The 23,891-nt window shown below is 60.8% G+C and carries 23 protein-coding genes; 12 read left to right on the top strand and 11 right to left on the bottom strand.

What is annotated here, in order from left to right:
* Window positions 1-121 precede the first annotated feature (121 nt).
* The gene (locus PS14A_RS14990; RefSeq protein WP_073471236.1) at window positions 122-1,777 is read left to right on the top strand and encodes an MFS transporter; all 1,656 of its coding nucleotides are present in this window, start codon (window positions 122-124) and stop codon (window positions 1,775-1,777) included.
* The gene (locus PS14A_RS14985) at window positions 1,774-2,916 is read left to right on the top strand and encodes an HlyD family secretion protein (protein ID WP_212616613.1); all 1,143 of its coding nucleotides are present in this window, start codon (window positions 1,774-1,776) and stop codon (window positions 2,914-2,916) included. Before PS14A_RS14990 ends, PS14A_RS14985 begins: the two co-directional genes overlap by 4 nt.
* A 125-nt stretch (window positions 2,917-3,041) precedes the next feature.
* Here PS14A_RS14985 and PS14A_RS14980 read toward each other — a convergent pair whose 3' ends face one another.
* Entirely contained in the window at window positions 3,042-3,236 is a 195-nt protein-coding gene (locus PS14A_RS14980) for a hypothetical protein (protein ID WP_212616612.1), read from the bottom strand.
* Window positions 3,237-3,343: 107 nt separating this feature from the next.
* Here PS14A_RS14980 and thpR point away from each other — a divergent pair, with 107 nt between their 5' ends.
* Window positions 3,344-3,883 (top strand): RNA 2',3'-cyclic phosphodiesterase, encoded by a 540-nt coding sequence (gene thpR / locus PS14A_RS14975; RefSeq protein WP_137214856.1) that lies wholly within the window; start codon window positions 3,344-3,346, stop codon window positions 3,881-3,883.
* A 245-nt stretch (window positions 3,884-4,128) separates the two neighbouring features.
* Here thpR and PS14A_RS14970 read toward each other — a convergent pair whose 3' ends face one another.
* The 5 genes from PS14A_RS14970 to PS14A_RS14950 form a co-directional block, all read right to left on the bottom strand.
* A complete protein-coding gene (locus tag PS14A_RS14970; protein WP_095182000.1) occupies window positions 4,129-5,226 on the bottom strand; it encodes a polyamine ABC transporter substrate-binding protein in 1,098 nt (365 codons plus the stop codon).
* Between the two features lie 141 nt (window positions 5,227-5,367).
* Complete coding sequence (locus tag PS14A_RS14965) at window positions 5,368-6,243, bottom strand: ABC transporter permease subunit (RefSeq protein WP_212616611.1); 876 nt, start codon at window positions 6,241-6,243, stop codon at window positions 5,368-5,370.
* On the bottom strand, window positions 6,240-7,154 hold the full coding sequence (locus PS14A_RS14960) for an ABC transporter permease subunit (RefSeq protein WP_212616610.1): 915 nt from the start codon (window positions 7,152-7,154) through the stop codon (window positions 6,240-6,242). Before PS14A_RS14960 ends, PS14A_RS14965 begins: the two co-directional genes overlap by 4 nt.
* Entirely contained in the window at window positions 7,151-8,293 is a 1,143-nt protein-coding gene (gene potA / locus PS14A_RS14955) for a polyamine ABC transporter ATP-binding protein (RefSeq protein WP_039763289.1), read from the bottom strand. The genes PS14A_RS14960 and potA overlap by 4 nt, the downstream gene beginning before the upstream one ends.
* 369 nt (window positions 8,294-8,662) lie before the next feature.
* Complete coding sequence (locus PS14A_RS14950) at window positions 8,663-9,424, bottom strand: gamma-glutamyl-gamma-aminobutyrate hydrolase family protein (RefSeq protein ID WP_212616609.1); 762 nt, start codon at window positions 9,422-9,424, stop codon at window positions 8,663-8,665.
* A 282-nt stretch (window positions 9,425-9,706) separates the two neighbouring features.
* Here PS14A_RS14950 and PS14A_RS14945 point away from each other — a divergent pair, with 282 nt between their 5' ends.
* The 6 genes from PS14A_RS14945 to PS14A_RS14920 all read left to right on the top strand — a co-directional run bounded on the left by PS14A_RS14945 (window position 9,707) and on the right by PS14A_RS14920 (window position 16,092).
* Window positions 9,707-11,083, top strand: coding sequence for a glutamine synthetase family protein (locus PS14A_RS14945; protein ID WP_007918694.1), 1,377 nt, complete (start codon window positions 9,707-9,709; stop codon window positions 11,081-11,083).
* Between the two features lie 254 nt (window positions 11,084-11,337).
* Window positions 11,338-12,828 (top strand): aldehyde dehydrogenase, encoded by a 1,491-nt coding sequence (locus PS14A_RS14940; RefSeq protein ID WP_212616608.1) that lies wholly within the window; start codon window positions 11,338-11,340, stop codon window positions 12,826-12,828.
* Between the two features lie 49 nt (window positions 12,829-12,877).
* Window positions 12,878-14,161, top strand: coding sequence for an FAD-binding oxidoreductase (locus PS14A_RS14935; protein ID WP_130910983.1), 1,284 nt, complete (start codon window positions 12,878-12,880; stop codon window positions 14,159-14,161).
* Window positions 14,162-14,583: 422 nt separating this feature from the next.
* Window positions 14,584-15,132 carry a cupin domain-containing protein gene (locus PS14A_RS14930; RefSeq protein ID WP_011333561.1) on the top strand — a complete coding sequence of 183 codons (549 nt, stop codon included), beginning with the start codon at window positions 14,584-14,586 and terminating at the stop codon, window positions 15,130-15,132.
* 196 nt (window positions 15,133-15,328) lie between these two features.
* Window positions 15,329-15,613 (top strand): hypothetical protein, encoded by a 285-nt coding sequence (locus tag PS14A_RS14925; protein ID WP_130910982.1) that lies wholly within the window; start codon window positions 15,329-15,331, stop codon window positions 15,611-15,613.
* Window positions 15,614-15,807: 194 nt separating this feature from the next.
* Window positions 15,808-16,092, top strand: a complete 285-nt coding sequence (locus PS14A_RS14920; protein WP_130910981.1) for a hypothetical protein — start codon at window positions 15,808-15,810, stop codon at window positions 16,090-16,092.
* A 70-nt stretch (window positions 16,093-16,162) separates the two neighbouring features.
* Here the strand turns inward: PS14A_RS14920 and PS14A_RS14915 are convergent, their stop codons facing one another.
* Complete coding sequence (locus PS14A_RS14915) at window positions 16,163-16,594, bottom strand: hypothetical protein (protein ID WP_130910980.1); 432 nt, start codon at window positions 16,592-16,594, stop codon at window positions 16,163-16,165.
* Window positions 16,595-16,752: 158 nt separating this feature from the next.
* On the opposite strand from PS14A_RS14915, the gene PS14A_RS14910 reads away from it, so the two are divergent.
* Both PS14A_RS14910 and PS14A_RS14905 read left to right on the top strand, forming a co-directional pair.
* Entirely contained in the window at window positions 16,753-17,175 is a 423-nt protein-coding gene (locus PS14A_RS14910) for an HD domain-containing protein (protein ID WP_212616607.1), read from the top strand.
* A 145-nt stretch (window positions 17,176-17,320) separates the two neighbouring features.
* Window positions 17,321-18,340 carry an AbrB family transcriptional regulator gene (locus tag PS14A_RS14905; RefSeq protein ID WP_212616606.1) on the top strand — a complete coding sequence of 340 codons (1,020 nt, stop codon included), beginning with the start codon at window positions 17,321-17,323 and terminating at the stop codon, window positions 18,338-18,340.
* Window positions 18,341-18,473: 133 nt separating this feature from the next.
* On the opposite strand, the gene PS14A_RS14900 is transcribed toward PS14A_RS14905, so the two are convergent.
* On the bottom strand, window positions 18,474-18,638 hold the full coding sequence (locus tag PS14A_RS14900; RefSeq protein ID WP_163012744.1) for a hypothetical protein: 165 nt from the start codon (window positions 18,636-18,638) through the stop codon (window positions 18,474-18,476).
* 83 nt (window positions 18,639-18,721) lie between these two features.
* Here PS14A_RS14900 and PS14A_RS14895 point away from each other — a divergent pair, with 83 nt between their 5' ends.
* The gene (locus PS14A_RS14895) at window positions 18,722-19,507 is read left to right on the top strand and encodes a DeoR/GlpR family DNA-binding transcription regulator (RefSeq protein ID WP_212616605.1); all 786 of its coding nucleotides are present in this window, start codon (window positions 18,722-18,724) and stop codon (window positions 19,505-19,507) included.
* Between the two features lie 112 nt (window positions 19,508-19,619).
* On the opposite strand, the gene PS14A_RS14890 is transcribed toward PS14A_RS14895, so the two are convergent.
* The 3 genes from PS14A_RS14890 to PS14A_RS14880 all read right to left on the bottom strand — a co-directional run bounded on the left by PS14A_RS14890 (window position 19,620) and on the right by PS14A_RS14880 (window position 23,887).
* A complete protein-coding gene (locus PS14A_RS14890; protein ID WP_212616604.1) occupies window positions 19,620-20,903 on the bottom strand; it encodes an FAD-binding oxidoreductase in 1,284 nt (427 codons plus the stop codon).
* Window positions 20,904-21,049: 146 nt separating this feature from the next.
* The gene (locus tag PS14A_RS14885) at window positions 21,050-22,414 is read right to left on the bottom strand and encodes a glutamine synthetase family protein (protein WP_130911054.1); all 1,365 of its coding nucleotides are present in this window, start codon (window positions 22,412-22,414) and stop codon (window positions 21,050-21,052) included.
* A 573-nt stretch (window positions 22,415-22,987) separates the two neighbouring features.
* Window positions 22,988-23,887, bottom strand: coding sequence for a bestrophin family protein (locus tag PS14A_RS14880; RefSeq protein ID WP_212616603.1), 900 nt, complete (start codon window positions 23,885-23,887; stop codon window positions 22,988-22,990).
* Window positions 23,888-23,891 lie beyond the last annotated feature (4 nt).

Here is a 23,891-nt window from a genome sequence, read left to right as displayed (position 1 = left end):
CGACTGACACAGCGCTTTCGCGAGCAGGCTCGCTCCCACAGGGTTCCTTGGTGTCTGTCGAGTCGTGTGTTGCCCGTCAAATTGCGGCAAACTTCCTTCACCCCCAGCACCAGGCCGATCCATGGATAAATACGCCCCGCGCAACTGGCAACCCCACGAAAAGCCCAGCCTGCCCGGTTCCCCTTCGACACCACTGCACTCCACGCCCAAGCGCCTGGCGTATGCGGCGGTCGGTGTACTGGTGGCGGTGACCGGTGGGCTGGGCAACTCGTTGGTGGTTGCCAACCTGCCTTACCTGCAAGGCTCGCTCGGCGCGACCACGGCGGAGATGGCCTGGCTGCCGGCGGCCTATGTGATGACCAACGTGTCGATGAACCTGCTGTTGGTGAAGTTTCGCCAGCAGTTCGGTTTGCGCGCATTCACCGAAGTATTTCTGGTGCTGTACGCGCTGGTGACCTTCGGCCATTTGTTCGTCAACGATCTCAATTCGGCAGTGGCGGTGCGGGCTGCCCACGGCATGGTCGGTGCGGCGCTGAGCTCGCTGGGTCTGTATTACATGGTGCAGGCGTTCCCGGCGAAGTGGCGGCTCAAAGCGCTGGTGCTCGGCCTCGGCACGTCGCAGTTGGCGTTACCGCTGGCGCGGCTGTTTTCCGAAGACCTGTTGCAGATCGCCGAATGGCGCGGTCTGTACCTGTTCGAATTGGGCATGGCCCTGCTGTCACTCGGCTGTGTGTTGCTGCTGAAGTTGCCGCCCGGTGACCGCTTCAAGACCTTTGAAAAACTCGATTTCCTCACCTTCGCCATCCTCGCCACGGGTGTGGCGTTGTTGTGCGCGGTGCTGTCGCTGGGGCGGATCGACTGGTGGCTGGAGGCGGACTGGATCGGCGTGGCGCTGGCCTGTTCGATCGCGCTGATCATCATGGGCCTGGCTATTGAGCACAACCGCAGCAACCCGATGCTGATGACACGTTGGCTGGGCAGCGGAACGATGATTCGCCTGGCGCTGGCGGTGACCCTGATCCGCATGGTCACCTCGGAGCAATCCACCGGCGCAGTGGGGTTCATGCAGAACCTCAACATGGGCTATGAGCAGTTGCACAGTCTGTATGTGGTGATGCTGATCGGCAGTATCGCTGGGCTTGCCACCAGCGCGTTGACCATCGACCCCAAACATTTGCTGATGCCGTTGATCATTTCCTTGGCGCTGATGGCCACCGGTTCGGTGATGGACAGCTTCTCGAACAACCTGACCCGCCCCGAAAACATGTATTTCAGTCAGTTCCTGCTGGCATTCGGCAGCACGTTTTTTCTCGGCCCGACCATGGTCTTCGGCACGCGCAACGTGCTGACCAATCCGCGCAACCTGGTGAGCTTTTCCGTGCTGTTCGGGATCTGCAATAACCTCGGCGGACTGCTCGGCGCGGCGTTGCTCGGCACTTTTCAGATCGTGCGGGAGAAGTACCATTCCAGCCACATCGTCGATCATCTGGTGATGTCCGATCCTTTGGTGGCTGCGCGAGTGCAGAGCGGCGGCTCGGCGTTCGGCGGTTTGCTCGCCGACCCGAGCCTGCGCAATCTGGCCGGCATGCGCAGCCTCGCCAATGCGGCGACACGCGAAGCGAACGTGCTGGCCTATAACGATGTCTTCATGCTGATCGCGGTCATTGCCGTCCTGACCATGATCTGGCTTTCGATTCGTGCGTTGTGGCTGATGAGCACCACCAAAGCCATTGAGCCGACACCTTCCGTACCACCCAGCGGTGCCACTTCTTCATGACCGAACCGACCACCACAACCACCAACGCCATCGCCGCCACGCCTGAAGGTGAGGCGCCGCCATCGTCGCCGAACACCGCGCCGCGTTCGCTGCGGGTGCGGATCATTTCTTCGCTGGGCTTTGCCGCAATCGCCATCGTCGGCGTGCTGATCGTGTTGTATGCCTGGCAACTGCCGCCATTCAGCAGTGCGGTCGAAACCACCGAAAACGCCTTGATTCGCGGGCAGGTGACGATCATCGGCCCGCAGCTCAGCGGCTATGTGTTCGAAGTCCCGGTGCAGGACTTCCAGTACGTCAAGGCCGGGGACCTGCTGGTGCGTCTGGACGACCGCATTTATCAGCAACGCCTCGACCAGTCCCTGGCACAACTGGCGGTGCAGAAAGCCGGATTGGCCAACGTCGTGCAGCAGCGCAACAGCGCCGAAGCAACGATCAAATTGCGTCAGGCGGTGCTCGCCGACAGCCAGGCGCAGTTGCGCAAGAGCGAGGCGGATCTGCGGCGTAATCAGGAGCTGGTGCGCGACGGCTCGGTGTCCAAGCGCGAATTCGACGTGACCCTCGCTGCCAACGCGCAAAGCACGGCTTCTGTGGCGCAGGCCAAGGCCAGTCTGGAAATCGCCCGGCAGGATCTGCAAACGGTGATCGTCAATCGCGGCTCGCTGGAGGCCGCCGTGGCCAGTGCCGAAGCGGCGGTGCAACTGGCGCGGATCGATCTGTCGAACACGCGAATTGTCGCCCCACGCGACGGCCAGCTCGGGCAGATCGGCGTGCGCTTGGGGGCCTACGTCAACTCCGGCGCGCAGCTGATGGCGTTGGTCCCGGACCAGAAGTGGGTGATCGCCAACATGAAGGAAACCCAGATGGCCAACGTCCGGGTCGGGCAACCGGTACGCTTCACCGTCGACGCCTTGAATCACCGCAGATTCACCGGCCACGTGCAACATATTTCCCCGGGCACCGGCTCGGAATTTGCCTTGCTGCAGGCCGACAACGCCACCGGCAACTTCGTCAAGATCGCCCAGCGAGTGCCGGTGCGCATCACCATCGATCCCGATCAGCAGGAAGAAGAACGCTTGCGGCCGGGGATGTCAGTGGTTGTCAGCATCGACACCGCCGCCGGCGACACCCAACCCCACTGATCAATGCATGACCCAGTGGGAGCGAGCCTGCTCGCGAAAGCGTCGTATCAGTGTCATTTGTTTATCTGACACACCGCTTTCGCGAGCAGGCTCGCTCCCACAGGATTAGTTCGCACGGGCTCTATTCACTCGGCCGAGGGAGTGACCCGGCAACTTTTGCGGTTGCGGATCTGCTCGTCGGTGGGCCTCTCGCGAACGAATTCGAAGCGCGGTTCGCCTTCGCTGTAATGCACCAGCCAGCCCCATTCCAGTTCGCTTTCGTCCTGTCCGGGATGTGGTGGCCGGGCCCACCAGGGTTCTTTGCTGAGGATCTCGCGCATGGCAGCCTCCGGTTGATGGCAATCCTTGAACTATAGCTTCCTGTCGCGAGTCGTCAGAACAGGCTGTGTAGAATCGGCGCGTTCATGACGATATGGGGGGCAGGGCGATGATGGATGAAGTGCGCAGGGATGAACCGTCGAAACGGCTGTTTTTCGCTTTGGACTGCCCGCCGGCGCAGCGCAAGGCAATCGCCCAGTGGCGCGCGGAGCTGGGCCTGCGCAGCGGCAAACCGGTGTCGGCGGATAACTTTCATCTGACTCTGCTGTTTCTCGGTGCGGTGCCGCTGGCGCAGATTCACGGCGTCTGCGAAGCAGCGAGCAGTGTGCGTATTCCCGGCGAAACGTTACGCATTGCGCTGGATCGCTTGCAGGTCTGGCATCGCGCCGGTGTGTTGTCCCTTGCACCCGAGCAGGCGCCGCCGGCGTTGCTGCGCCTGGTCTACGCGCTGGAGCAGGCGATGCTGCCGTTCGGTTTTGACGAGCCCACCCACGAGTTCCGCCCGCACCTGACACTGGCGCGGGAGTACCGCGCGCCGGAGCCGGAAGCGCGCACGCCGCCGGAGTTCTTTCTGCGTGCAGAACGCTTCGCTTTGTTCGAATCGCACAAGGGTCGGTATCGAGTTGTGCAGGACTGGCCGCTGATCTGAACGGACAAAAAAAGGCGCCCGAAGGCGCCTGCAAATTCACCCGAGCCGAGGGAGCCGGGTGAGGCCGTTCAGAGCAGGGTGCAGCGGTGGTAAGGCGCTGCGTGAACGGAAAATTTTCAGCACTGCATTGCTTCATTGTGGGAGCGAGCCTGCTCGCGAAGGCGTCGGCACATCCAACATTTTCGTCGCCTGTCCTACCGCTTTCGCGAGCAGGCTCGCTCCCACACTTTTGATCATCGCTGTTTTTATTTCCCGAGCTTCACCCGCGTCCAGCCGCGCGTCATGATCCGCTGTGTGGCAATCGGCTGATCCGGCACTGCATACAAGGTCGCCATCACAGCTTGCGACGGATACGAGCCCGGTTCGTTGCGGATCGCTTCGTCCACCAGTGGCGTGGCCGCTGCGTTGGCGTTGCTGTAGCCGATGCTGTTGGTGACTTCGGCGATGATGTCCGGGCGCATCAGGAAGTCCATGAACAGGTAGGCATTGTCGACGTTCGCCGCATCACGGGGAATGGCGACCATGTCGTAGAAACTGCCGGCGCCTTCCTTGGGAATGCTGTAGTCGATCACCACGTTGTTGCCCGACTCCACTGCGCGGGCCTTGGCCTGCAGGACATCGCCGGAGTAACCGACCGCCACGCAGATGTTGCCGTTGGCCAGATCGGAGATGTATTTCGAGGAATGGAAATACGCCACGTACGGGCGGATTTTCATGAACAGCGCTTCGGCTTCGGCGATGTGCGCCTTGTCCTTGTCGTTCACCGGATAGCCCAGATAGTGCAGGGCGGCCGGGAGCATTTCGGTCGGCGAATCGAGGAAACTGATGCCGCAGGCTTTGAGCTTTTCCGCGTTCTCCGGTTTGAACAGCAAGTCCCAGGAGTTGGTCGGGGCGTTGGCGCCGAGAACTTCCTTGACCTTGGCCGGATTGAAACCGATGCCGATCGAGCCCCACATGTACGGGAACGCGTGCGCGTTGTCCGGATCACTGGCGGCGGCGTTTTTCAGCAGCACCGGGTTGAGATTCTTCCAGTTCGGCAGCTTCGATTTGTCCAGCGGCTGATAAACACCGGCCTTGATCTGCTTGGCCAGGAAACTGTTCGACGGCACGACGATGTCATAGCCGGATTTGCCCGCGAGCAGGCGCGCTTCCAGGGTTTCGTTGCTGTCGAAGACGTCGTAGGTCACGCGAATGCCGGTCTCGTCTTCGAACTTTTTCACGGTGTCCGGCGCGATGTAATCGGACCAGTTGTAAACACGCAGCACCTTGTCGTTGGCCTGGGCGCCCATGACCATTGCGCCCATTAAGGACAGTGTCAGCAGAGTCCTGCCAAACATTTTCATCGGTACAACTCCCTTCTTCTTATTCAAAAACACAACTTGATCGACGAGCCCTCGGTAGGAGCTGACGAGTGCAACGAGGCTGCGATCTTTTGATCTTGATTTTGAAGATCAACATCAAAAGATCGCAGCGTTCCGCAGCTCCTACACGGCGGTCGCCGCACGTTGCGGCTGCCACGCTTCATTCGCGGTCTGATCCATCGCTTCCTGGATCGCTTTTTTGCGGTTGGCCTCTGCCTTGCGGCCGAAGTACCAGACCAGGAAAGTCACCAGCGACACTGCCAGCAGAATCAGGCTGGCCACGGCGTTGATCTCAGGCTTCACGCCCAGGCGCACCGCCGAGAACACCTCCATCGGCAGCGTCGTCGAGCCCGGCCCGGAGACGAAACTCGCCAGCACCAGATCGTCCAGCGACAAGGCAAACGACATCATCCCGCCGGCGGCCAGCGACGGCGCGATCATGGGAATGGTGATGAGGAAAAACACTTTGAATGGTTTGGCGCCGAGGTCCATCGCCGCTTCTTCGATCGACAGATCCAGTTCCCGCAGGCGCGCGGAGACTACCACCGCCACATAAGCGGCACAAAAGGTGGTGTGGGCGATCCAGATGGTGACGATGCCGCGCTCCTGCGGCCAGCCGATCAGTTGCGCCATCGCCACGAACAGCAGCAACAGCGACAGACCGGTGATCACTTCCGGCATCACCAACGGCGCGGTCACCAGACCCCCGAACAGCGTGCGGCCCTTGAAGCGCGTCACCCGCGTCAGCACGAACGCCGCCAGCGTCCCCAGTGCCACAGCGGCAATCGCGGTGTAGCAGGCGATTTCCAGCGAGCGCAGCACCGAGCCCATCAGTTGCGTGTTGTCGAGCAGGCCGACATACCACTTGATCGACCAGCCACCCCACACCGTCACCAGTTTCGAGGCGTTGAACGAGTAAATCACCAGAATCAGCATCGGCAGATAAATGAACATCAAGCCGAAGATCAGCATGAACTTGGAAAAGTTGAAGCGTTTCATCCCCGTGCCTCCATCTCTTTGGCCTGGCTGCGGTTGAACAGCAGAATCGGCACAATCAGGATCAACAGCATCACCACCGCCAGCGCAGAAGCCACCGGCCAGTCGCGGTTATTGAAGAACTCCTGCCACAGCACGCGACCGATCATCAGCGTCTCCGGGCCACCCAGCAGTTCCGGGATCACGAACTCGCCGACCACCGGAATGAACACCAGCATGCAACCGGCAACGATGCCGTTCTTGGCCAGCGGCACGGTGATCTTCCAGAAGTTGTTGAAGTTGCTCGAACCCAGATCCTGCGCGGCTTCCAGCAGACTGTTGTCGTGCTTGACCAGGTTGGCGTAGAGCGGCAGCACCATGAACGGCAGATAGGCATAGACCACGCCGATGTACACCGCAGTGTTGGTGTTGAGGATCTCGATCGGGTGATCGGTGAGTCCGGTCCACATCAGGAACCCGTTGAGCAGTCCGTTGTTGCTGAGGATGCCCATCCACGCATACACGCGGATCAGGATCGCCGTCCAGGTCGGCATCATGATCAACAGCAGCAGGACGTTTTGCGTTTCCTTGCCGGTCTTGGTGATCGCGTAGGCCATCGGGAAACCGATCACCAGGCACATCAGCGTGCTCAGCGCCGCGACCTTCAGCGAGCCGAGATATGCCGACAGGTACAGCTCGTCTTCGCCGAGTAGGGTGTAGTTGCCGATGTTCAGCAGCAGCTGGAATTTCTGTTCGGCGAAGGTGTAGATCTCCGAGTACGGCGGTATCGACAGCGCGGCTTCCGAGAAGCTGATCTTCATCACCAGAAAGAACGGCAGCATGAAGAACAGGAACAGCCAGATGAACGGAATGCCGATCACCAGTTTTCGTCCGCTGGGCACCAGGCGCAAGAATTGCTGATTGAAAGTTCTCATGAGCGCAGCACCACGCCGCTGTCGTCTTCCCACCAGACATAGACCTTGTCGTCCCAGGTCGGCCGCGCGCCACGGCGTTCGGCATTGGCCATGAACGACTGGACGATCTTGCCGCCTGGCAGCTCGACGTAGAACACCGAGTGGCCGCCGAGGTAGGCGATGTCGTGGACCTTGCCTTCGGACCAGTTGTAGCGGAATTCCGGTTGGGTGGTGCTGACGAGCATTTTTTCCGGGCGGATGGCGTAGGTGATCGACTTGTCCTGCACCGACGTGCTGACGCCGTGACCGACATAGATCTTCTGCTGCAAGTCGGGGCTGTGAATGATCGCGTGGCCTTCGAGATCTTCCACCACCGTGCCGTCGAAAGCGTTCACGTTGCCGATGAATTCGCAGACCATGCGGCTGACCGGCGCTTCATAAATGTCCACCGGGCTGCCGATCTGCGCGATCCAGCCCAGGTGCATGATCGCGATGCGCTGGGCCATGGTCATGGCTTCTTCCTGGTCGTGGGTGACCATGACGCAGGTCACGCCGACGCGCTCGATGATTTCCACCAGCTCAAGCTGCATCTGCGAACGCAGCTTTTTGTCCAGCGCACCCATTGGCTCGTCGAGCAGCAACAGTTTCGGCCGTTTGGCCAACGAGCGGGCGAGGGCCACGCGCTGACGCTGGCCGCCGGACAACTGGTGCGGGCGGCGCTTGGCGTATTGGGTCATGTGCACCAGACGCAGCATTTCTTCGACGCGGGCATCGATTTCGCTGGCCGGCAAACGGTCCTGTTTGAGGCCGAAGGCGATGTTCTGTGCCACGGTCATGTGCGGGAACAGTGCGTAGGACTGGAACATCATGTTGATCGGCCGCTCGTACGGCGGCATGTCGGTGATGTCCACGCCGTCGAGCAGAATCCGCCCCTCGGTCGGCCGCTCGAAACCGGCGAGCATGCGCAGCAGAGTCGATTTGCCCGAACCGGAACCGCCCAGCAGCGCGAATATTTCGCCCTGATGGATCTCCAGGGACACATCGTCCACGGCCACGGTTTCGTCGAACTTCTTGGTGACACGATCGACTTTCACCAGCACCTTTTTCGGTTGCTGATGACCCTCGAGTGCCTTGCGGTAAGTGCTGGAGGCGTTTGCCATGTGAAACTCCCAACAGGTGTCGTGTGCCTGGCCAATGTGGCCGGGCTTAAGTGGATTGCGGAGCGGTCCGGAATGCCTGTCAGCTGGCGCAGAACCTGTGGGAGCGAGCCTGCTCGCGAATACGGAGTGTCAGTCGACATCATCGTTTGCTGATACACCGCTTTCGCGAGCAGGCTCGCTCCCACAGGGGATATGCGTTGACCTGAGTGGCCTTTGTCCGTACCGATCCGGCTTGTTCGGCGCCGCTGTCCTGGCTGCCTGGGTCGTACTTGTTGTTATCACGGGTGTTGCAGTTCACGACGGGCGGATGTGCAAACGCACACCCGCCAGCCGTGGGGGCAGTAAATCGCTATCGAATCTTTGGTTGCGTCAGCGCTGACTGCGCTTCGCCGCCCGTTGCCGGCACGCTGCGCCGAACGCCTGGAAAATCTTCAGGTAGTTCGGGTTGTCCAGCACTTGCCATTCCGGGTGCCATTGCACGCCGAGGGCGAAGGTCGGGCTGTGCTCGACCGAGATCGCTTCGATCAAACCGTCCGGTGCCACGGCTTCAGCACGCAGGCCGGGAGCGAGGCGGTCGATGCCTTGGCTGTGAATCGAATTGACCTGAAATTCGTCGGGCAGCTCCAGCGCTTCGAACACACCGCCAGCGATCACGCTGACCGCATGGGCCGGCGCGTATTGCACGGCGACATCCGGGCTGTCGGCTTCACGGTGATCGAGCATGCCGGGCAGCTCGTGCACCTTCTGATGCAGGCTGCCGCCGAACGCCACGTTCATTTCCTGGAAACCACGGCAGATGCCGAGCACCGGAACGCCCGCCGCGATGGCTGCACGCAATAAAGGAAGGGTGGTGGCGTCACGGGCCGGATCGTGATCCGTGCCGGGGGCGCTTGCCGGGCCTTGATAGTGGAAGGGCTCCACGTTCGAAGGTGAGCCGGTGAGCAACAGGCCGTCGAGCTGACCGAGCAGGTCATCGATTTCAGTCAGTTTGCCGAGGGAAGGAATGACCACTGGCAACCCTTCAGCGCCAACGCTGACAGCACGTAGGTACTTGTCGCCGCTGATGTGATAGGGGTGCAGGCCAATCTGTTTGACGCACGCAGTAACGCCGATCAATGGCTTGAATGCCATTTTTATTCACCTCGAAGTCTGTCACTTGAACGAGCTTTTCCGGAGCTTAGCCTCGTTGATTTTAATTAACAACTGCCATGTAAAAAATTCTAAACGCCGTTCATCAAATCGCTCAGGTTTATCGGGATTTAGGGACGGATATGGCACGAGAGTGTTAATAAAAGCCCGAAAAATAAAGCCTGCAGGGCAGGGCGTTCGCTATTGACTTCACTTTGCCTTTCAGATTGACTGGCTGCGCAACACAGTGGTGAACATAATAATTAACAGCTAAATAGGTGCATCATGTCGGTCCCTCTGCGTACCGTTCAACTCAACGAAGCCAACGCATTCCTTAAGAAATATCCTGAGGTTTTGTACGTCGACCTTCTGATTGCGGATATGAACGGTGTGGTGCGCGGCAAGCGCATCGAACGCACCAGTCTTCATAAGGTGTACGAAAAAGGCATCAACCTGCCGGCGTCGCTGTTCGCGCTGGACATCAACGGCTCGACGGTGGAAAGCACCGGCCTGGGCCTGGATATTGGCGATGCCGATCGCATCTGCTACCCGATTCCCGGCACCCTGAGCATCGAGCCGTGGCAAAAACGCCCGACCGCACAACTGCTGATGACCATGCACGAGATCGAAGGCCAGCCGTTCTTCGCTGATCCGCGTGAAGTACTGGCTAACGTGGTGCGCAAATTCGACGACCTCGGCCTGACCATCTGCGCGGCGTTCGAACTCGAGTTCTACCTGATCGACCAGGACAACGTGAATGGCCGTCCGCAGTCGCCTCGCTCGCCGGTGTCCGGCAAGCGTCCGGTGTCGACTCAGGTGTACCTGATCGACGACCTCGATGAATACGTCGATTGCCTGCAAGACATCCTCGAAGGCGCGAAAGAGCAGGGCATCCCGGCTGACGCCATCGTCAAGGAAAGCGCCCCGGCGCAGTTCGAAGTCAACCTGCATCACGTTTCCGACCCGATCAAGGCCTGTGATTACGCGGTGCTGCTCAAGCGTCTGGTGAAAAACATCGCCTACGACCACGAGATGGACACGACTTTCATGGCCAAACCGTATCCGGGTCAGGCCGGCAACGGTTTGCACGTGCACATTTCGATTCTGGACAAAGAAGGCAACAACATCTTCGCCAGCGAGGATCCCGAGCAGAACGCCGCACTGCGTCACGCGATCGGCGGTGTGCTCGAGACCCTGCCGGCGCAAATGGCGTTCCTCTGCCCGAACGTCAACTCGTACCGCCGTTTCGGCGCACAGTTCTATGTGCCGAACTCGCCGAGCTGGGGCATCGACAACCGCACCGTGGCCGTGCGCGTGCCGACCGGTTCGGCGGATGCCGTGCGCATCGAACACCGTGTCGCCGGTGCCGATGCCAACCCGTACCTGCTGATGGCTTCGGTGCTGGCCGGCATTCACCACGGCCTGACCAACCAGATCGAGCCCGGCGCGCCGGTCGAAGGCAACAGCTACGAGCAGAACGAGCAGAGCCTGCCGAACAACCTGCGCGACGCCCTGCGCGAGCTCGACGACAGCGAAGTCATGGCGCGCTACATCGACCCGATGTACATCGACGTGTTCGTCGCGTGCAAGGAAAGCGAGCTGGCCGAGTTCGAGAACTCGATCTCTGACCTTGAGTACAACTGGTATCTGCATACGGTCTGAAGATCAAAAGCCCCTCACCCTAACCCTCTCCCGGAGGGAGAGGGGACTGACCGCGTCGTCTGGAGATATCCGGCGACCTGAACGATCCAGTCGATGATGGATTCGGCAAAGATTTTTCAGGTCGGCGCAGTTACCAGGCATCCCCCGATCGGTCCCCTCTCCCTCTGGGAGAGGGCTAGGGTGAGGGCAGCGATTCCCGGCCAGACAAAGCAACCAGACCAACCCCCAAATTCCCCCTTGTCGAGCTCAAAACAATGACCACAACCCGCAACGACTGGGAACAACGCTTCCAGTCCCTGTCCATCGAATCCCGCGCCTTCATCAACGGTGAATACCGCCCGGCGATCAGCGGCGACACCTTCGAATGCCTGAGCCCGGTCGACGGGCGCTTTCTTGCCGCCGTCGCCAGCACCGATGAAGCCGACGCCAACCTCGCCGTCGAAGCCGCGCGCCAGTCCTTCAACTCCGGCATCTGGGCGAAAAAGGCCCCGGCAGAGCGCAAGCGCATCCTGATCCGCTTCGCCGATCTGATCCTGCAACACCAGGAAGAACTGGCGCTGCTGGAAACCCTCGATATGGGCAAACCAATCAGCGATTCGATGAACATCGACATCCCGGCGACCGCCAACGCGATCCGCTGGAGCGCCGAGGCCATCGACAAGATCTACGACGAAGTCGCCGCCACCCCGCACGACCAACTCGGCCTCGTTACCCGCGAGCCCTCGGGTGTGGTCGCGGCGATCGTGCCGTGGAATTTCCCGCTGATCATGGCCAGCTGGAAGTTCGCTCCAGCGCTGGCGGCGGGTAACTCGTTCATCCTCAAGCCTTCGGAAAAATCGCCACTGACCACCATCCGCATCGCGCAACTGGCGCTGGAGGCGGGTATTCCGAAGGGCGTGTTCAACGTGCTGCCGGGCTACGGTCACACCGTCGGCAAGGCGCTGGCGTTGCACATGGACGTCGACGTGCTGGCCTTCACCGGCTCCACGGCGATCGCCAAGCAGCTGATGATCTATGCCGGGCAGAGCAACATGAAACGCGTCTGGCTCGAGGCCGGCGGCAAGAGCCCGAACGTGGTGTTCGCCGACGCCCCGGACCTGCGCGCGGCAGCCCAAGCGGCGGCCAGTGCCATCGCCTTCAATCAGGGCGAAGTCTGCACTGCCGGCTCGCGTCTGCTGGTCGAGCGCTCGATCCGCGAGCAGTTCATCCCGCTGCTGGTGGAAGCGCTGCAAGCGTGGAAACCGGGGCATGCACTGGATCCGGCGACCACCGTCGGCGCCGTGGTCGACCAGCGCCAACTGGACAACGTGCTGCGCTATATCAGCATCGGCCGCGAGCAGGGCGCCGAACTGATCGCCGGCGGCCAGCGCACCCTCGAAGAAACCGGCGGCCTCTACGTGCAGCCAGCGATTTTCGACGGCGTGACCAATGCGATGACCATCGCTAGGGAAGAAATCTTCGGCCCGGTGCTGTCGCTGATCACCTTCGACACTGCCGAAGAAGCCCTGCAAATCGCCAACGACAGCATCTTCGGCCTCGCCGCCGGGGTGTGGACCAGCAACCTGAGCAAGGCGCACACCTTCGCCCGCGGCCTGCGCGCCGGCAGCGTCTGGGTCAACCAGTACGACGGCGGCGACATGACCGCGCCATTCGGTGGCTTCAAACAATCGGGCAACGGTCGCGACAAATCGCTGCATGCGTTCGACAAGTACACCGAACTGAAAGCGACCTGGATCAAGCTCTGACTCTTTTACAGCGGCGGCCGCCCCTGGTTGGCGGCCCTCGGAGAAACCTATGAAACAGCAACACGTAAACAGCTACTACGCCGCCACCCGCAACGAAGTCATCGACTTCCCGGTTCTCGAAGAGGCAGTGGACTGCGATGTCTGCATCATCGGCGCCGGCTACACCGGTCTGTCCTCGGCACTGTTCCTCAGCGAAGCCGGCTACAAAGTCACCGTGCTGGAAGCGGCGAAAGTCGGCTACGGCGCCAGCGGTCGCAATGGCGGCCAACTGGTCAATTCCTATAGCCGCGACGTTGATGTCATCGAAGAGCGCTACGGCGACAAGACTGCAGAAATCCTCGGCAGCATGATCTTCGAAGGCGCCGACATCATTCGTTCGCGCATCAAGGATTACGACATCAAGTGCGACTACCGCCCGGGCGGCATCTTCGCGGCGATGAACAAGAAACAACTCAATGGCCTGGCCGAGCAGAAGCGCAACTGGGAACGCTACGGCAACCGCAATCTGAAGATGCTCGATGCCGCGGACATTCGTCGCGAAGTGGGTTCCGACGCCTACGTTGGCGGCTTGCTGGATATGCAGGGCGGCCACGTTCATCCGTTGAATCTGGCGCTAGGGGAGGCCGCTGCCATCGTGCGCTTGGGCGGCAAGATCTACGAGCAATCGGCGGCGGTGGAAATCACCTACGGCGAGCCGATCACCGTGCGCACCGCCAAGGGGCTGGTCCGCGCCAAATACCTGCTGATCGCCGGCAATGCTTATCTGCCGCAAGGCCTCGACAACCGCGTCACCGCGAAAAGCATGCCGTGTGGTTCGCAGATCGTCGTCACCGAACCGCTGACCGAGCAGCAGGCGCGCAGCCTGATCACCAACAACTATTGCGTCGAAGACTGCAACTACCTGCTGGATTACTACCGCCTCACTGCCGACAACCGCCTGCTTTACGGTGGTGGCGTGGTCTACGGCGCGCGGGAGCCGGACGATATCGAGCAACTGATCCGGCCGAAGATCCTCAAGACCTTTCCGCAGCTCAAGGACGTGAAGATCGACTACCGCTGGACCGGTAACTTCCTGCTGACCATGTCGCGGATGCCGCAATTCGGCCGTATTGAAAAGAACGCCTACTACATGCAGGGCTACAGCGGCCACGGCGTCACCTGCTCGCACCTGGCCGGCAAACTGATCTCGGAAATGATCCGCGGCGACGCCGAACGCTTCAACGCCTTCGCCGCGCTGCCGCACATGCCAATGCTCGGCGGCCGCACCTTCTCCGCACCGCTTACCGCTCTGGGTGCCGTCTACTACTCCCTGCGCGACCGCTTCGGCGTCTGATTGACCTCACCGGCGGCGGTCCGAAAGACCCCGCCGGTTTTTCACTTATGCAAAAGCACTGATGTCCACTGTGGGAGCGAGCCTGCTCGCGAAGAGGCCAGCCCAGCCACACTCGCTTTTGCTGACCTGCTCAAAACCAAATGTGGGAGCGAGCCTGCTCGAGAATGGGCCATGTCAGCCAAGATCTTCGTTGTCTGACACACTGCTTTCGCGAGCAGGCTCGCTCCCACAGTGACTGTATTGCCAAGGCCAACAGGACTTTTGCCGCACCATCCATCGAACCTGCTGAGCAACACCGGCAAACGTGATTTAATAGCCGCCTTTCACGGTTCCGGGACACGGGAGCAACGTGATCCGCGCCACCTGCGCGGCACCCGCCACCCACCCCCATCGCCCTTAAGTCGCTCTCACATAAGGCTGTCATGGATACGGGTTCTCGACTCAAACTAGTACGCGAAAGCTACAAACTCTCCCAGCGCGAGCTCGCCCGGCGTAGCGGCGTGACCAACGCGACCATCTCGCTGATCGAACAGAACCGCGTCAGCCCCTCCGTCAGCTCGCTGAAAAAGCTGCTCGAAGGCATACCGATGTCCCTGGCCGATTTCTTCACCTTCGACCAGCCCCCGCGCGAACACCAATACGTGTTCCGCGCCAACGAACAACCCGACCTCGGCCGCCACGGCCTGCGCCTGCTGCTCATCGGTGCCTCCGTCCCCAGCCGCCAGATGCGCCTGCTCCGCGAACAATACGCCCCCGGCGCCAGCTCCGGCGAAGAGCCGATCGTGCATGCCGAAGGTGAAGAGTGCGGGCTGGTCACGCGTGGCACGGTGGAACTGACCGTGGACGGGCAGGTGAGTGTGCTGAGTGCGGGGGATGGTTATTACTTTCCGACGACGCTGCCGCACAAGTTCCGCAATATCGGCGCAGATGAGGCTGAGATTATCAGTGCGAATACGCCGGCGAATTTTTGAGGAGCATGCGTTTCGCATAGCTTTATCGAGGTTGGTTCTCCAGGAAACCATGGGCCGTTTGGGTGTTTTCCTGCGAAGTATTCGGATGTCGACAATTCGCGGGGTCTTCGGCTGATAACCACTCGTCCGACGCATCGCACGTTCGCCGCACAGCTTCTTCCAATGCTGTAACTCACCACGCAAAGGAAGAGCCTCCATGCTGAACCATAAAATCGCGGTGTTAACCGTCGCGGCGCTGCTCTTCGGCAGTGCGCCGTATGTGCTCGCGGCAGGCGAAACGTCGACCCCGAAGGCGAGCGACGGCACCAGCCAGACTCGTGAACCGGCGTCGCCAGCCACCAATGCCGACCCGGATGCCGATTCGCTGCCCCCGGGTGGTGATGGTGGCAAGACCGACAATGGACCGGTGCCTTCCGCCTCCAAACCCAGCCCTGCGGGTCAACCATCCGGTAGCAGCAGTGGGGGGAGCGGTGGTGGTTGATGGCTACGTCGTACTGGAAAGCCCGGTCTTTCGAGCCGGGCTTTTCTCTGCCTGCCAGAAATTTTTTTGTCGATGACCCGATGTCTCTTCCGAGGCGTCGGGTTTGTTTATTTTTGCCATTCGTCAGCCCCTCTGCATTTTCGCCGCGCGCCTGATTCCAATGCATACCTTACCCCCGCAAAGGAACCGCCAAAATGCGCCCAGTCAAGCTCGCAGCACTGTCCCTGGCCACCCTGTTATCCGCCACCTCGCTCTACGCGACAGCCGCCAGCGACACCCCGGCACCCACCGCCAACGACGGCAATAGCCAAACCAACCCAAGTGCGCCGGAAGATATTCATTCCAACGGTGCCACCGTGCCCAAAGGCACTCAGGGCAACACCACCAACAATGACGGCTCGACACCTGCGGGTTCCAAGCCCAGCGGTTCGAAGCAGTCGAACGACAGCGGCACCAGCAGCGGTGCTGGTGAAGGTTGAGGCTGTTTGCAGATGCAGCAAGCCCGGCGTCAAGCCGGGCTCTCTATCAGGCAATCCTTGATAACCGAGGCTATTTAGCCTTCCAGTTCCCGCCGCTGTTTTCACAATCAATCTTCGCCTGAGCCAGATGCTCACCGTCGTAGTAATACGTGGTGACTTTGGCGTTGTCGGGCATGTTCAGCGGTTTGGCGCTTTTGTCTTTGCTGGTCGAGTGGGGGTTGGCCAGGGATTCCTGAGTCAGACGGGCGGTGCAGGTGGCCTGGTAGTGGTCGTCGCAGCGATCGACTTTTTTCTTGGTGGCGTTGAGAGTGTCCTTGGTTTCGTTGCTGCATGACCAGTTGATGGAGTCAACGGGCATGCCTTCGTATTCGTAGCAACTGTGGGTTTCCACGGCAGGCACTGCGGCGCTGGAGGAGCGGGTCTGCACGTCGCAGCCTTCGGCCATGACGCAGGTGGGGATAATGGCGAACGTGGCGATCAGGAGCAGCAGTCGGGTTTTCATCGGCAATTCCTCTCCAATGGCGCCGCGTCTGATCGGTGATTTGGCGCTTGTCTGGTTTCGAGGCGGCGAGGTCGGGCAAGGTTCAATCGGTTTGCGCTGAGCGATCTTCGCGTACACTGCGCAACAATCAGAAACATACAGCGCAGGATTCGATTCCCATGGCCCAGACCCTCGAACGCGCCATCGCCATTGCCGCCACCGCCCACAGTGGGCAAGTGGACAAGGGCGGGGCGCCGTACATTTTGCATCCGCTGAAAGTCATGTTGCGCATGCATACGCTGGAGGAGCGCATCGTCGCTGTGCTGCACGATGTAGTCGAGGATTGTGGAGTGAGCCTGGATGATTTGCGCGGGGAAGGTTTCAGCGAAGAGGTGCTGGCGGCGATTGCAGCGGTGACCAAAGTGCCGGGTGAGGCCTACGAGGATTTTGTCGACCGCGCCGCGCAAAACCCGATCGGGCGGGTGGTGAAGCTGGCGGACCTGGAGGAAAACAGCGATATCTCGCGGATCGCCTCGCCGAGTTGGGATGATCTTGAGCGTATCGAAAAATACCGACGGGCGATCGCCCGCTTGCGTATGTAAGACGTATTGGATTCTTGTGGGAGCGAGCCTGCTCGCGAAGGCGATAGATCAGTTATTCATCTGTGACTGGCAGGACGCTTTCGCGAGCAGGCTCGCTCCCACAGGGGAATGGTGGTGTGTCACAAAATAGCCAGGAAGGCGAACTATGAAATCCATTGTGTGCTTGTTGATTGCGGCCGGTTTCGGCGCGTTATTGCAGTTTGAAGGCGTACCCCACGGCTTGCTGCTGGGCTCGATTGTCGTTACCGCGTTGATTGCCAGCAAAACCGGCATCGCCCCGGCAACTCCTTATGGCTTGTGCTACATCCAGGTCACGCTGGGCATTGCCACTGGGCTGATGTTCGAAGCGTGGGACAGCGAAACGGCCACTACGATGTTGCCCAGCCTTGGCGTGTTGCTGATCTGCCTGACCGTACAAATCGCACTCGCCGGATGGTGGCTGACACGCGGTGCCGGCTGGAACCGCACCGACGCATTGTTGGCGGTGTATCCCGGCGCATTGGCCGCAGTGTTCGATTTGCTTGAGTCGGAAAAGGCTTCGAGCAAAGTCATCATCGTGCATCTGATGCGGCTGCTGTTGATCACCGTGCTGGTGAGTTTGCTCATTCCCGGGCAAGCGGCGGTGGCTGAAGTCGCCAGCGATCCGTTGACCACAGGCATGGCGCTGACCGCGTTCTCTGTCATCGCGCTGAGCGTATTGCTCGGCCGCTTGCTGTTGCTGGTCGGCGTCCCGGCGCCATTCATGCTTACCGCGATTCTCATAACCGCTGTATTTGTGAAGTCGGGATGGCTGCACGGCTTTCACATGCCGGAGTGGAGTTTGAACCTGGCCGCACTCATTCTTGGCGTGCGCATCGGCTCACGTTTTCAGGGGCTCGGCATCGCAGAACTGGCGCGGCATGGGCGTACCGCTTTGGTCTCGGTGGGTTTGATGATCGTCGTTGCAGCGGCGTTTGCCGAGGTGGCTGCGCGCTGGCTGGGCAGTGATCCGCTGTCGCTGTGGCTGGCTTACATGCCGGGCGCGATCGAGACGATTGCGATTGTCGCGTTTGGCGGCGGGCTGAATGTGGTGTTTATTCTGACGCATCACCTGAGCCGGATGGTGCTGCTGCATTTTGCCCCGGCGTTGTTGGTGCAGGTCAGGCGGGTGCGCCAGGAAACCTGAAGCAAGCCAGTGCTGCCTGGCGATTGCGGCGTGTCAGTCAGCTCCATCCCCCTCACCCCAGCCTTTTCCCCCAGGGCGGCTGCGGCGCATAAACGGCTTCGTGAGCAAGTGCTGGGCTCGGTTTGACGCGCTGTCAGGCGTGGCCCAAGGCAATCGCGAACGACACGACAATCATGCAGGCGAAGGCGAAGTTGAGATTCATGGGCTGTTCATCCTGAGCTTTTGAGAGTGGGGCCATTGTGAACAGGCGCAGCGCAAAGAAAAAATTCGCCGTGTTGATTCCAATGATCGAAAGCATTGATAGCCGCTGCGTTTGTATTTGCCCGAGACTTTCGCTAGTGTCGCTGAAACCTGCAACTACAAGCACAAAAAGGCATAACCATGCACGACCACTCCATCGCCGAATTGCCGTCCCTGCGCCGGCAGAAAATCCTTTTGCTTCTCGAGCGGGACGGCAAGGTCATGGCCTCCGAGCTGAGCCAGCATTTCGCAGTCTCCGAAGACACCATCCGCCGCGATCTCGCCGAGCTGCACAGCGCCGGGCTGGTGCAGCGCGTGCATGGCGGGGCGCTGCCGCGACCGAAGGATTCGGGCAAAGATTACTTCACCCGCCTGGATGAGACCGACGAGGTCAAGGTGCGTCTGGCGCAATTGGCGGCGCAGCACATCGAGGACGGGCAGATTGTGCTGTTCGATTCCGGCTCGACCACGTTGCAGGTGGCGCGCGCATTACCCGCCGATATCCGCATCACTGCGGTGACCGCATCACCGCTGACAGCGATTGCTCTATCGGAATACAAAGGCGTGAAAGTGATTCTGGCGGGTGGTGAATTGAATCCGCATTCGATGTCGGCCAGTGGTCAGGAAGCGCTGCGACTGCTGGCCGGAATCAAGGCTGATCTGGCAATTACCGGGGTGTGTGCGATTCATCCAGAGGTGGGGATCACCTCACTGCATTTCGATGAGGTGCCGATCAAACAGGCGATGCTCGACAGTGCAACGCGGGTGATTGCAGTGACCTCGGCGGACAAGTTGGGCGCGGTGGAGCCGTTTGTGGTGGCGCCGTGTACGCGCCTGCATACGTTGATTACCGAGCGGCATCCGGGGTCGGGGAATGTCGAGGATTATCGGCGGCTGGGGATTGTGGTGGAGCAGTTGCCGGATTGAATTTTGTGTTGGGTTTGAGGGCCTCTTCGCGAGCAGGCTCGCTCCCACAGGGTGTTGTGTCGTTCACAAATCCAATGTGGGAGCGAGCCTGCTCGCGAAAGGGCCGGTCCAGTCAGCGCAACCGTTCGAGCATCTGGTAATACCACATCCCCGCCGCCAGCAACGGGTTGCCTAGCAGGTCGCCCATTGGCACGCGAATGTGCTGGCACGCGGCGAAGGTATCGAATTGCTCCATTTGCCCGGTGATCGCGCGGCTCATGATCTCGCCCATGATGTGCGTGGTGGCGATGCCATGTCCCGAGTAGCCCTGGCAATACCAGATGTTGTCCGAAAGCTTGCCCAGTTGCGGGATGCGGTTGATGACGATGCCCATCGCGCAGCTCCACTGGTAATCGATCGGCACGCCTTTTAGCGCCGGGAACGTGCGTTCGATACACGGGCGCAGTTCCGCAGCGATGTCGCGCGAATCCTTGCCGCTGTAGTTGGCGCCGCCGCCGAACAGCAAACGGCCGTCGGCGGTGAGCCGGTAGTAATCGAGGACGAAGCGGCAGTCGTACACGGCGAGGTCTTCGGGGTTGATCTGTTGCGCCAGATCACCCAGCGGCGCGGTGGTGACGATGCCGCCCATGGCCGGGAAGATCTTGCCCTTGAGCTGACCCGGTTCGAGCTTGTGATAGACGTCACCGGCGAGCATCACCTGACTGGCGTCGATCTGGCCGTGGGCGGTGCGCACGCCAGGTGTGTCGCCGTGAATGATCTCCAGCACTTCACTGTTTTCGAAGATCTGCGCGCCCAGGCTTTCGGCTGCGCGTGCTTCGCCAATGCACAGGTTGAGCGGGTGCAGGTGCATGTTGCGGGTGTTCTTGATCGCGCCGTGGTAGAGCTCGCTTTGCAGCAGGTCGCGAACCTGGCTGCGGTCGAGCAGGCTCACTTCATCGCCTAATCCGCGACGCACGGCTTCGTCGTAGTCCTTGCGCAGATCGACCATGTGGCTCGGCTTGTACGCCGCGTGCAAATGGCCGTGTTTGAGGTCGCACTGGATCGCATATTTCTCGACGCGCTCGCGGATGATTTCATGCCCGCGCCAGCGCAGATGCCAGATGAAATCGTCCACGTCATCGCCCAGTTTCGCGCGCATCTGCTTGCGCATCGCGCCGTCGCCGGAGAGGCTGCCGGTGACTTGCCCGCCATTGCGCCCGGTGGCGCCCCAGCCAATTTTGTGGCTTTCGACGATGGCGACTTTCAGGCCTTTTTCCGCCAGTTCGACGGCAGTGGCGACGCCAGTGAAACCGCCGCCGATGATCACCACATCGACCTTGTGCCGGCCTTGCAGGGTCGGGTAGTCGGTGTCCTGGTTGAGGGTGGCGGTGTAGTAGGAATTGCAGCGAATGGTCATGTCGGGGTCCACAAAAATTCTAGTTCGAAGTGCATTCCCTGTGGGAGCGAGCCTGCTCGCGAAAGCGGTGTGTCAGTCACCCAAAATGTTGAATGTGACGACGCCTTCGCGAGCAGGCTCGCTCCCACAGGTTCGGTGTTGGATCTTTAAGCCTCGGTCAGGTACCACCGCCAATCCTGCTCACCCACTTCAGCCATGAACTGCCGATACTCGGCACGCTTCACCGCCAGATACACCCCAAGGAATTCCTGGCCCAACGCCTCCCGTGCCCACTGTGAATTTTCCAGCGCCTGCAACGACGTCAGCCAATCGGTCGGCAGCAGTTCTTTCGCCTGCGCATAACCATTGCCCTCGACCGGTGCCCCCGGATCCAGCTCTTCACGGATGCCGCGATGAATGCCGGCGAGGATCGCTGCCGCTGCCAGATAAGGGTTGGCATCGGCGCCGCAGATGCGGTGTTCGATGTGTCGTGTTGGCGCCGGGCCGCCGGGTACGCGCAGGCTGACCGTGCGGTTGTCGACGCCCCAGGTCGGCGCCAGTGGCGCGTAGCTGTTGGCCTGGAAACGCCGGTAGGAGTTGGCGTTGGGGCAGAACAGCAGCAGCGAATCGAGCAGCGAGGCAAGCATGCCGCCAATCGCCGTGCGCAACAGCGGCGTGCCGGCCGGGTCTTCAGAAGCAAACAAATTACGCCCCTCGGCATCGGCCAGGCTGACGTGCATGTGCATGCCGGTGCCGGCCAGATCATCGAACGGCTTGGCCATGAACGTCGCCTGCATGCCGTGCTTGTGCGCCACGCCTTTGACCAGACGCTTGTAGCGCACCGCCTGATCCATCGCCTCCAGCGCATCGCCGTGTTCCAGAGTGATTTCCACTTGCCCCGGGGCGTATTCGGAAATCGCCGTGCGCGCCGGAATGCCGTGCAGTTTGCAGGCGCTGTAGAGGTCGGCGAGGAAGGGTTCGATCTGCTCCAGCTCGCGCAAACCATAGACTTGCGTGTGTCGCGGTCGTCCGCCGTCAGCGTCCAGCGCCGGTTGCGGGCGGCCGTTGTGATCGCGTTTGGCATCGAGCAGATAGAACTCCAGCTCGCACGCCATGATCGGGTGATAGCCCTCGGCCTTGAGCCCGTCGATCACCTTGATCAGCAGGTGCCGAGGGTCAGCGATGCTCGCCGGCATGCCCTCGCTCGGGTGCATGCTGACCTGCACCGCAGCGGTTGGAATCTGTCGCCACGGCAAGCGCACCAGACTGCCTTGCAGCGGATAGGCGCGGCAGTCGATGTCGCCAACGTCCCAGACCAGTCCGGAGTTCTCGACGTCCTCGCCTTGTACGGTCAGGCCAAGGATGGTGCTCGGCAATGGCCGGCCGCTTTCGTACACGGCGAGCAGTTCTTCGCGGTGCAACAGCTTGCCGCGCGGCACGCCGTTGGCGTCGAGGATGAACAGTTCGATCATGTCGATATCGGGGTTCTGTTCGAGGAACAGGCGTGCTTCTTCGATGGCTGCGAATTTCATGGCAAATCACTCACGGTGGCGCCGCACAGGCGCGCAGATTCGGCCGGACACGACGCGACAAAAAGGCGTAAGTGTCCCGGCAGGGATATCAGGAAAATCGGGAAATTGACTGTCGCGGTTTCAGCTCACGCGATCAGGCAGGGACGGCGATATCCGGCGGGCGTGCGGAGTGACGCAGCTTGGAACGGCGCAGGGCCATGGGCAGATTGACGATGCGGTTCATACGCGGCCCCTGTTGCAGTGGGCGCGTACAGCAGAGACGTGCAACCTTTGGGGTTGTTGTGGTGACGTACTCATAACGCGTGTTTCCGTTGGCGGAAAGCGTCGGCGGCTGGGCAGGCCCGGCGACCGGTGTGCCCGGATAGTAAGGGGGAATTTGCGCGCGTGTAAATGGAAGATTCGTCGGTGGCGCTTTACGGCGTTTGGGCTGCTTGACCGAGTTGCCTTTTTCGCGAGCAGGCTCGCTCCCACAGGAGAGTGCATTTCAACTGTGGGAGCGAGCCTGCTCGCGAATGGCCGCACTTCGGTCCAGAGGGAACACGCCGGGCCTTTTTGTTGTTTGCCGCTGTGCCATCAGCGCAGCACGTAATCGTCCGGCTCCGGCGCGGGCGGCAACGGCGAGACGCCGAGTTCGTAAAGCACATCGCGCTCCAGGGTACGCACCAGCGCATCGGTCGGCAGATCGTTTTCATCGCGCCCGAACGGGTCTTCGAGTTCATCGGCTATCGCGTCGAAGCCGAAAAAGGTGTAGCTGACAATTGCCGTGAACAGCGGCGTCAACCATCCCAGCGATTGCGCCATGGCGAACGGCAGCAACAGGCAGAACAGGTAGATGGTGCGGTGCAGCAGCAGGGTGTAAGGGAAGGGCAGTGGCGTGTTCTTGATGCGGTCGCATACGGCCTGGGCCTGGCTCAGGCAGGTCAGGTGATTGGCCAGCAATTGATAACGCCATGGCGATAGCACACCGGCCGTTTCCAGCTGGGAAAACTGGCGCCCGAGCTGATGAAGGATCTGTCCGCAGTGATCCGGCGCCGCCCCATCGATCGGCGGGCTGACCCAGTCGGCACTGGCCTGCTCCTCGCTGTCTCCTCGCAGCCGTGCATTCAACGCATGGGCGAAACCGCACAGGTTGCGCAACAGTTGTGCACGCAGGCGGGTGTCATCGAGGTCTTGGGTTTCGCGCATCACCGCGCGCACCCGCAACAGCACCTCGCCCCAGGCCTTGCGGCCCTCGTACCAACGGTCGTAACAGGCGTTGTTGCGAAAGCTCAGGAAGATCGACAGCGACAGGCCGAGCAGGGTGAACGGTGTCGAATTGATCTGGGCGAAGTAGCTCGGCACCAGAAGTTCGATCAGCACAATCGCTGCCGCCAGCAGTGTCAGCATCAAAGTGCGCACGGCGATGCGTTTGGCGATCGAGCCTCTGAGGGTGAACAGCACGGCGAACTGATTGGGTCTCGGTCTGACGATCATCTCG

It is taken from the genome of Pseudomonas sp. 14A (genome assembly GCF_018132745.1).
GTDB classification, from domain to species: domain Bacteria; phylum Pseudomonadota; class Gammaproteobacteria; order Pseudomonadales; family Pseudomonadaceae; genus Aquipseudomonas; species Aquipseudomonas mercuritolerans.
Note: the sequence above shows the minus strand (reverse complement) of the source record. Positions and strands in the feature narration are given on the sequence as shown.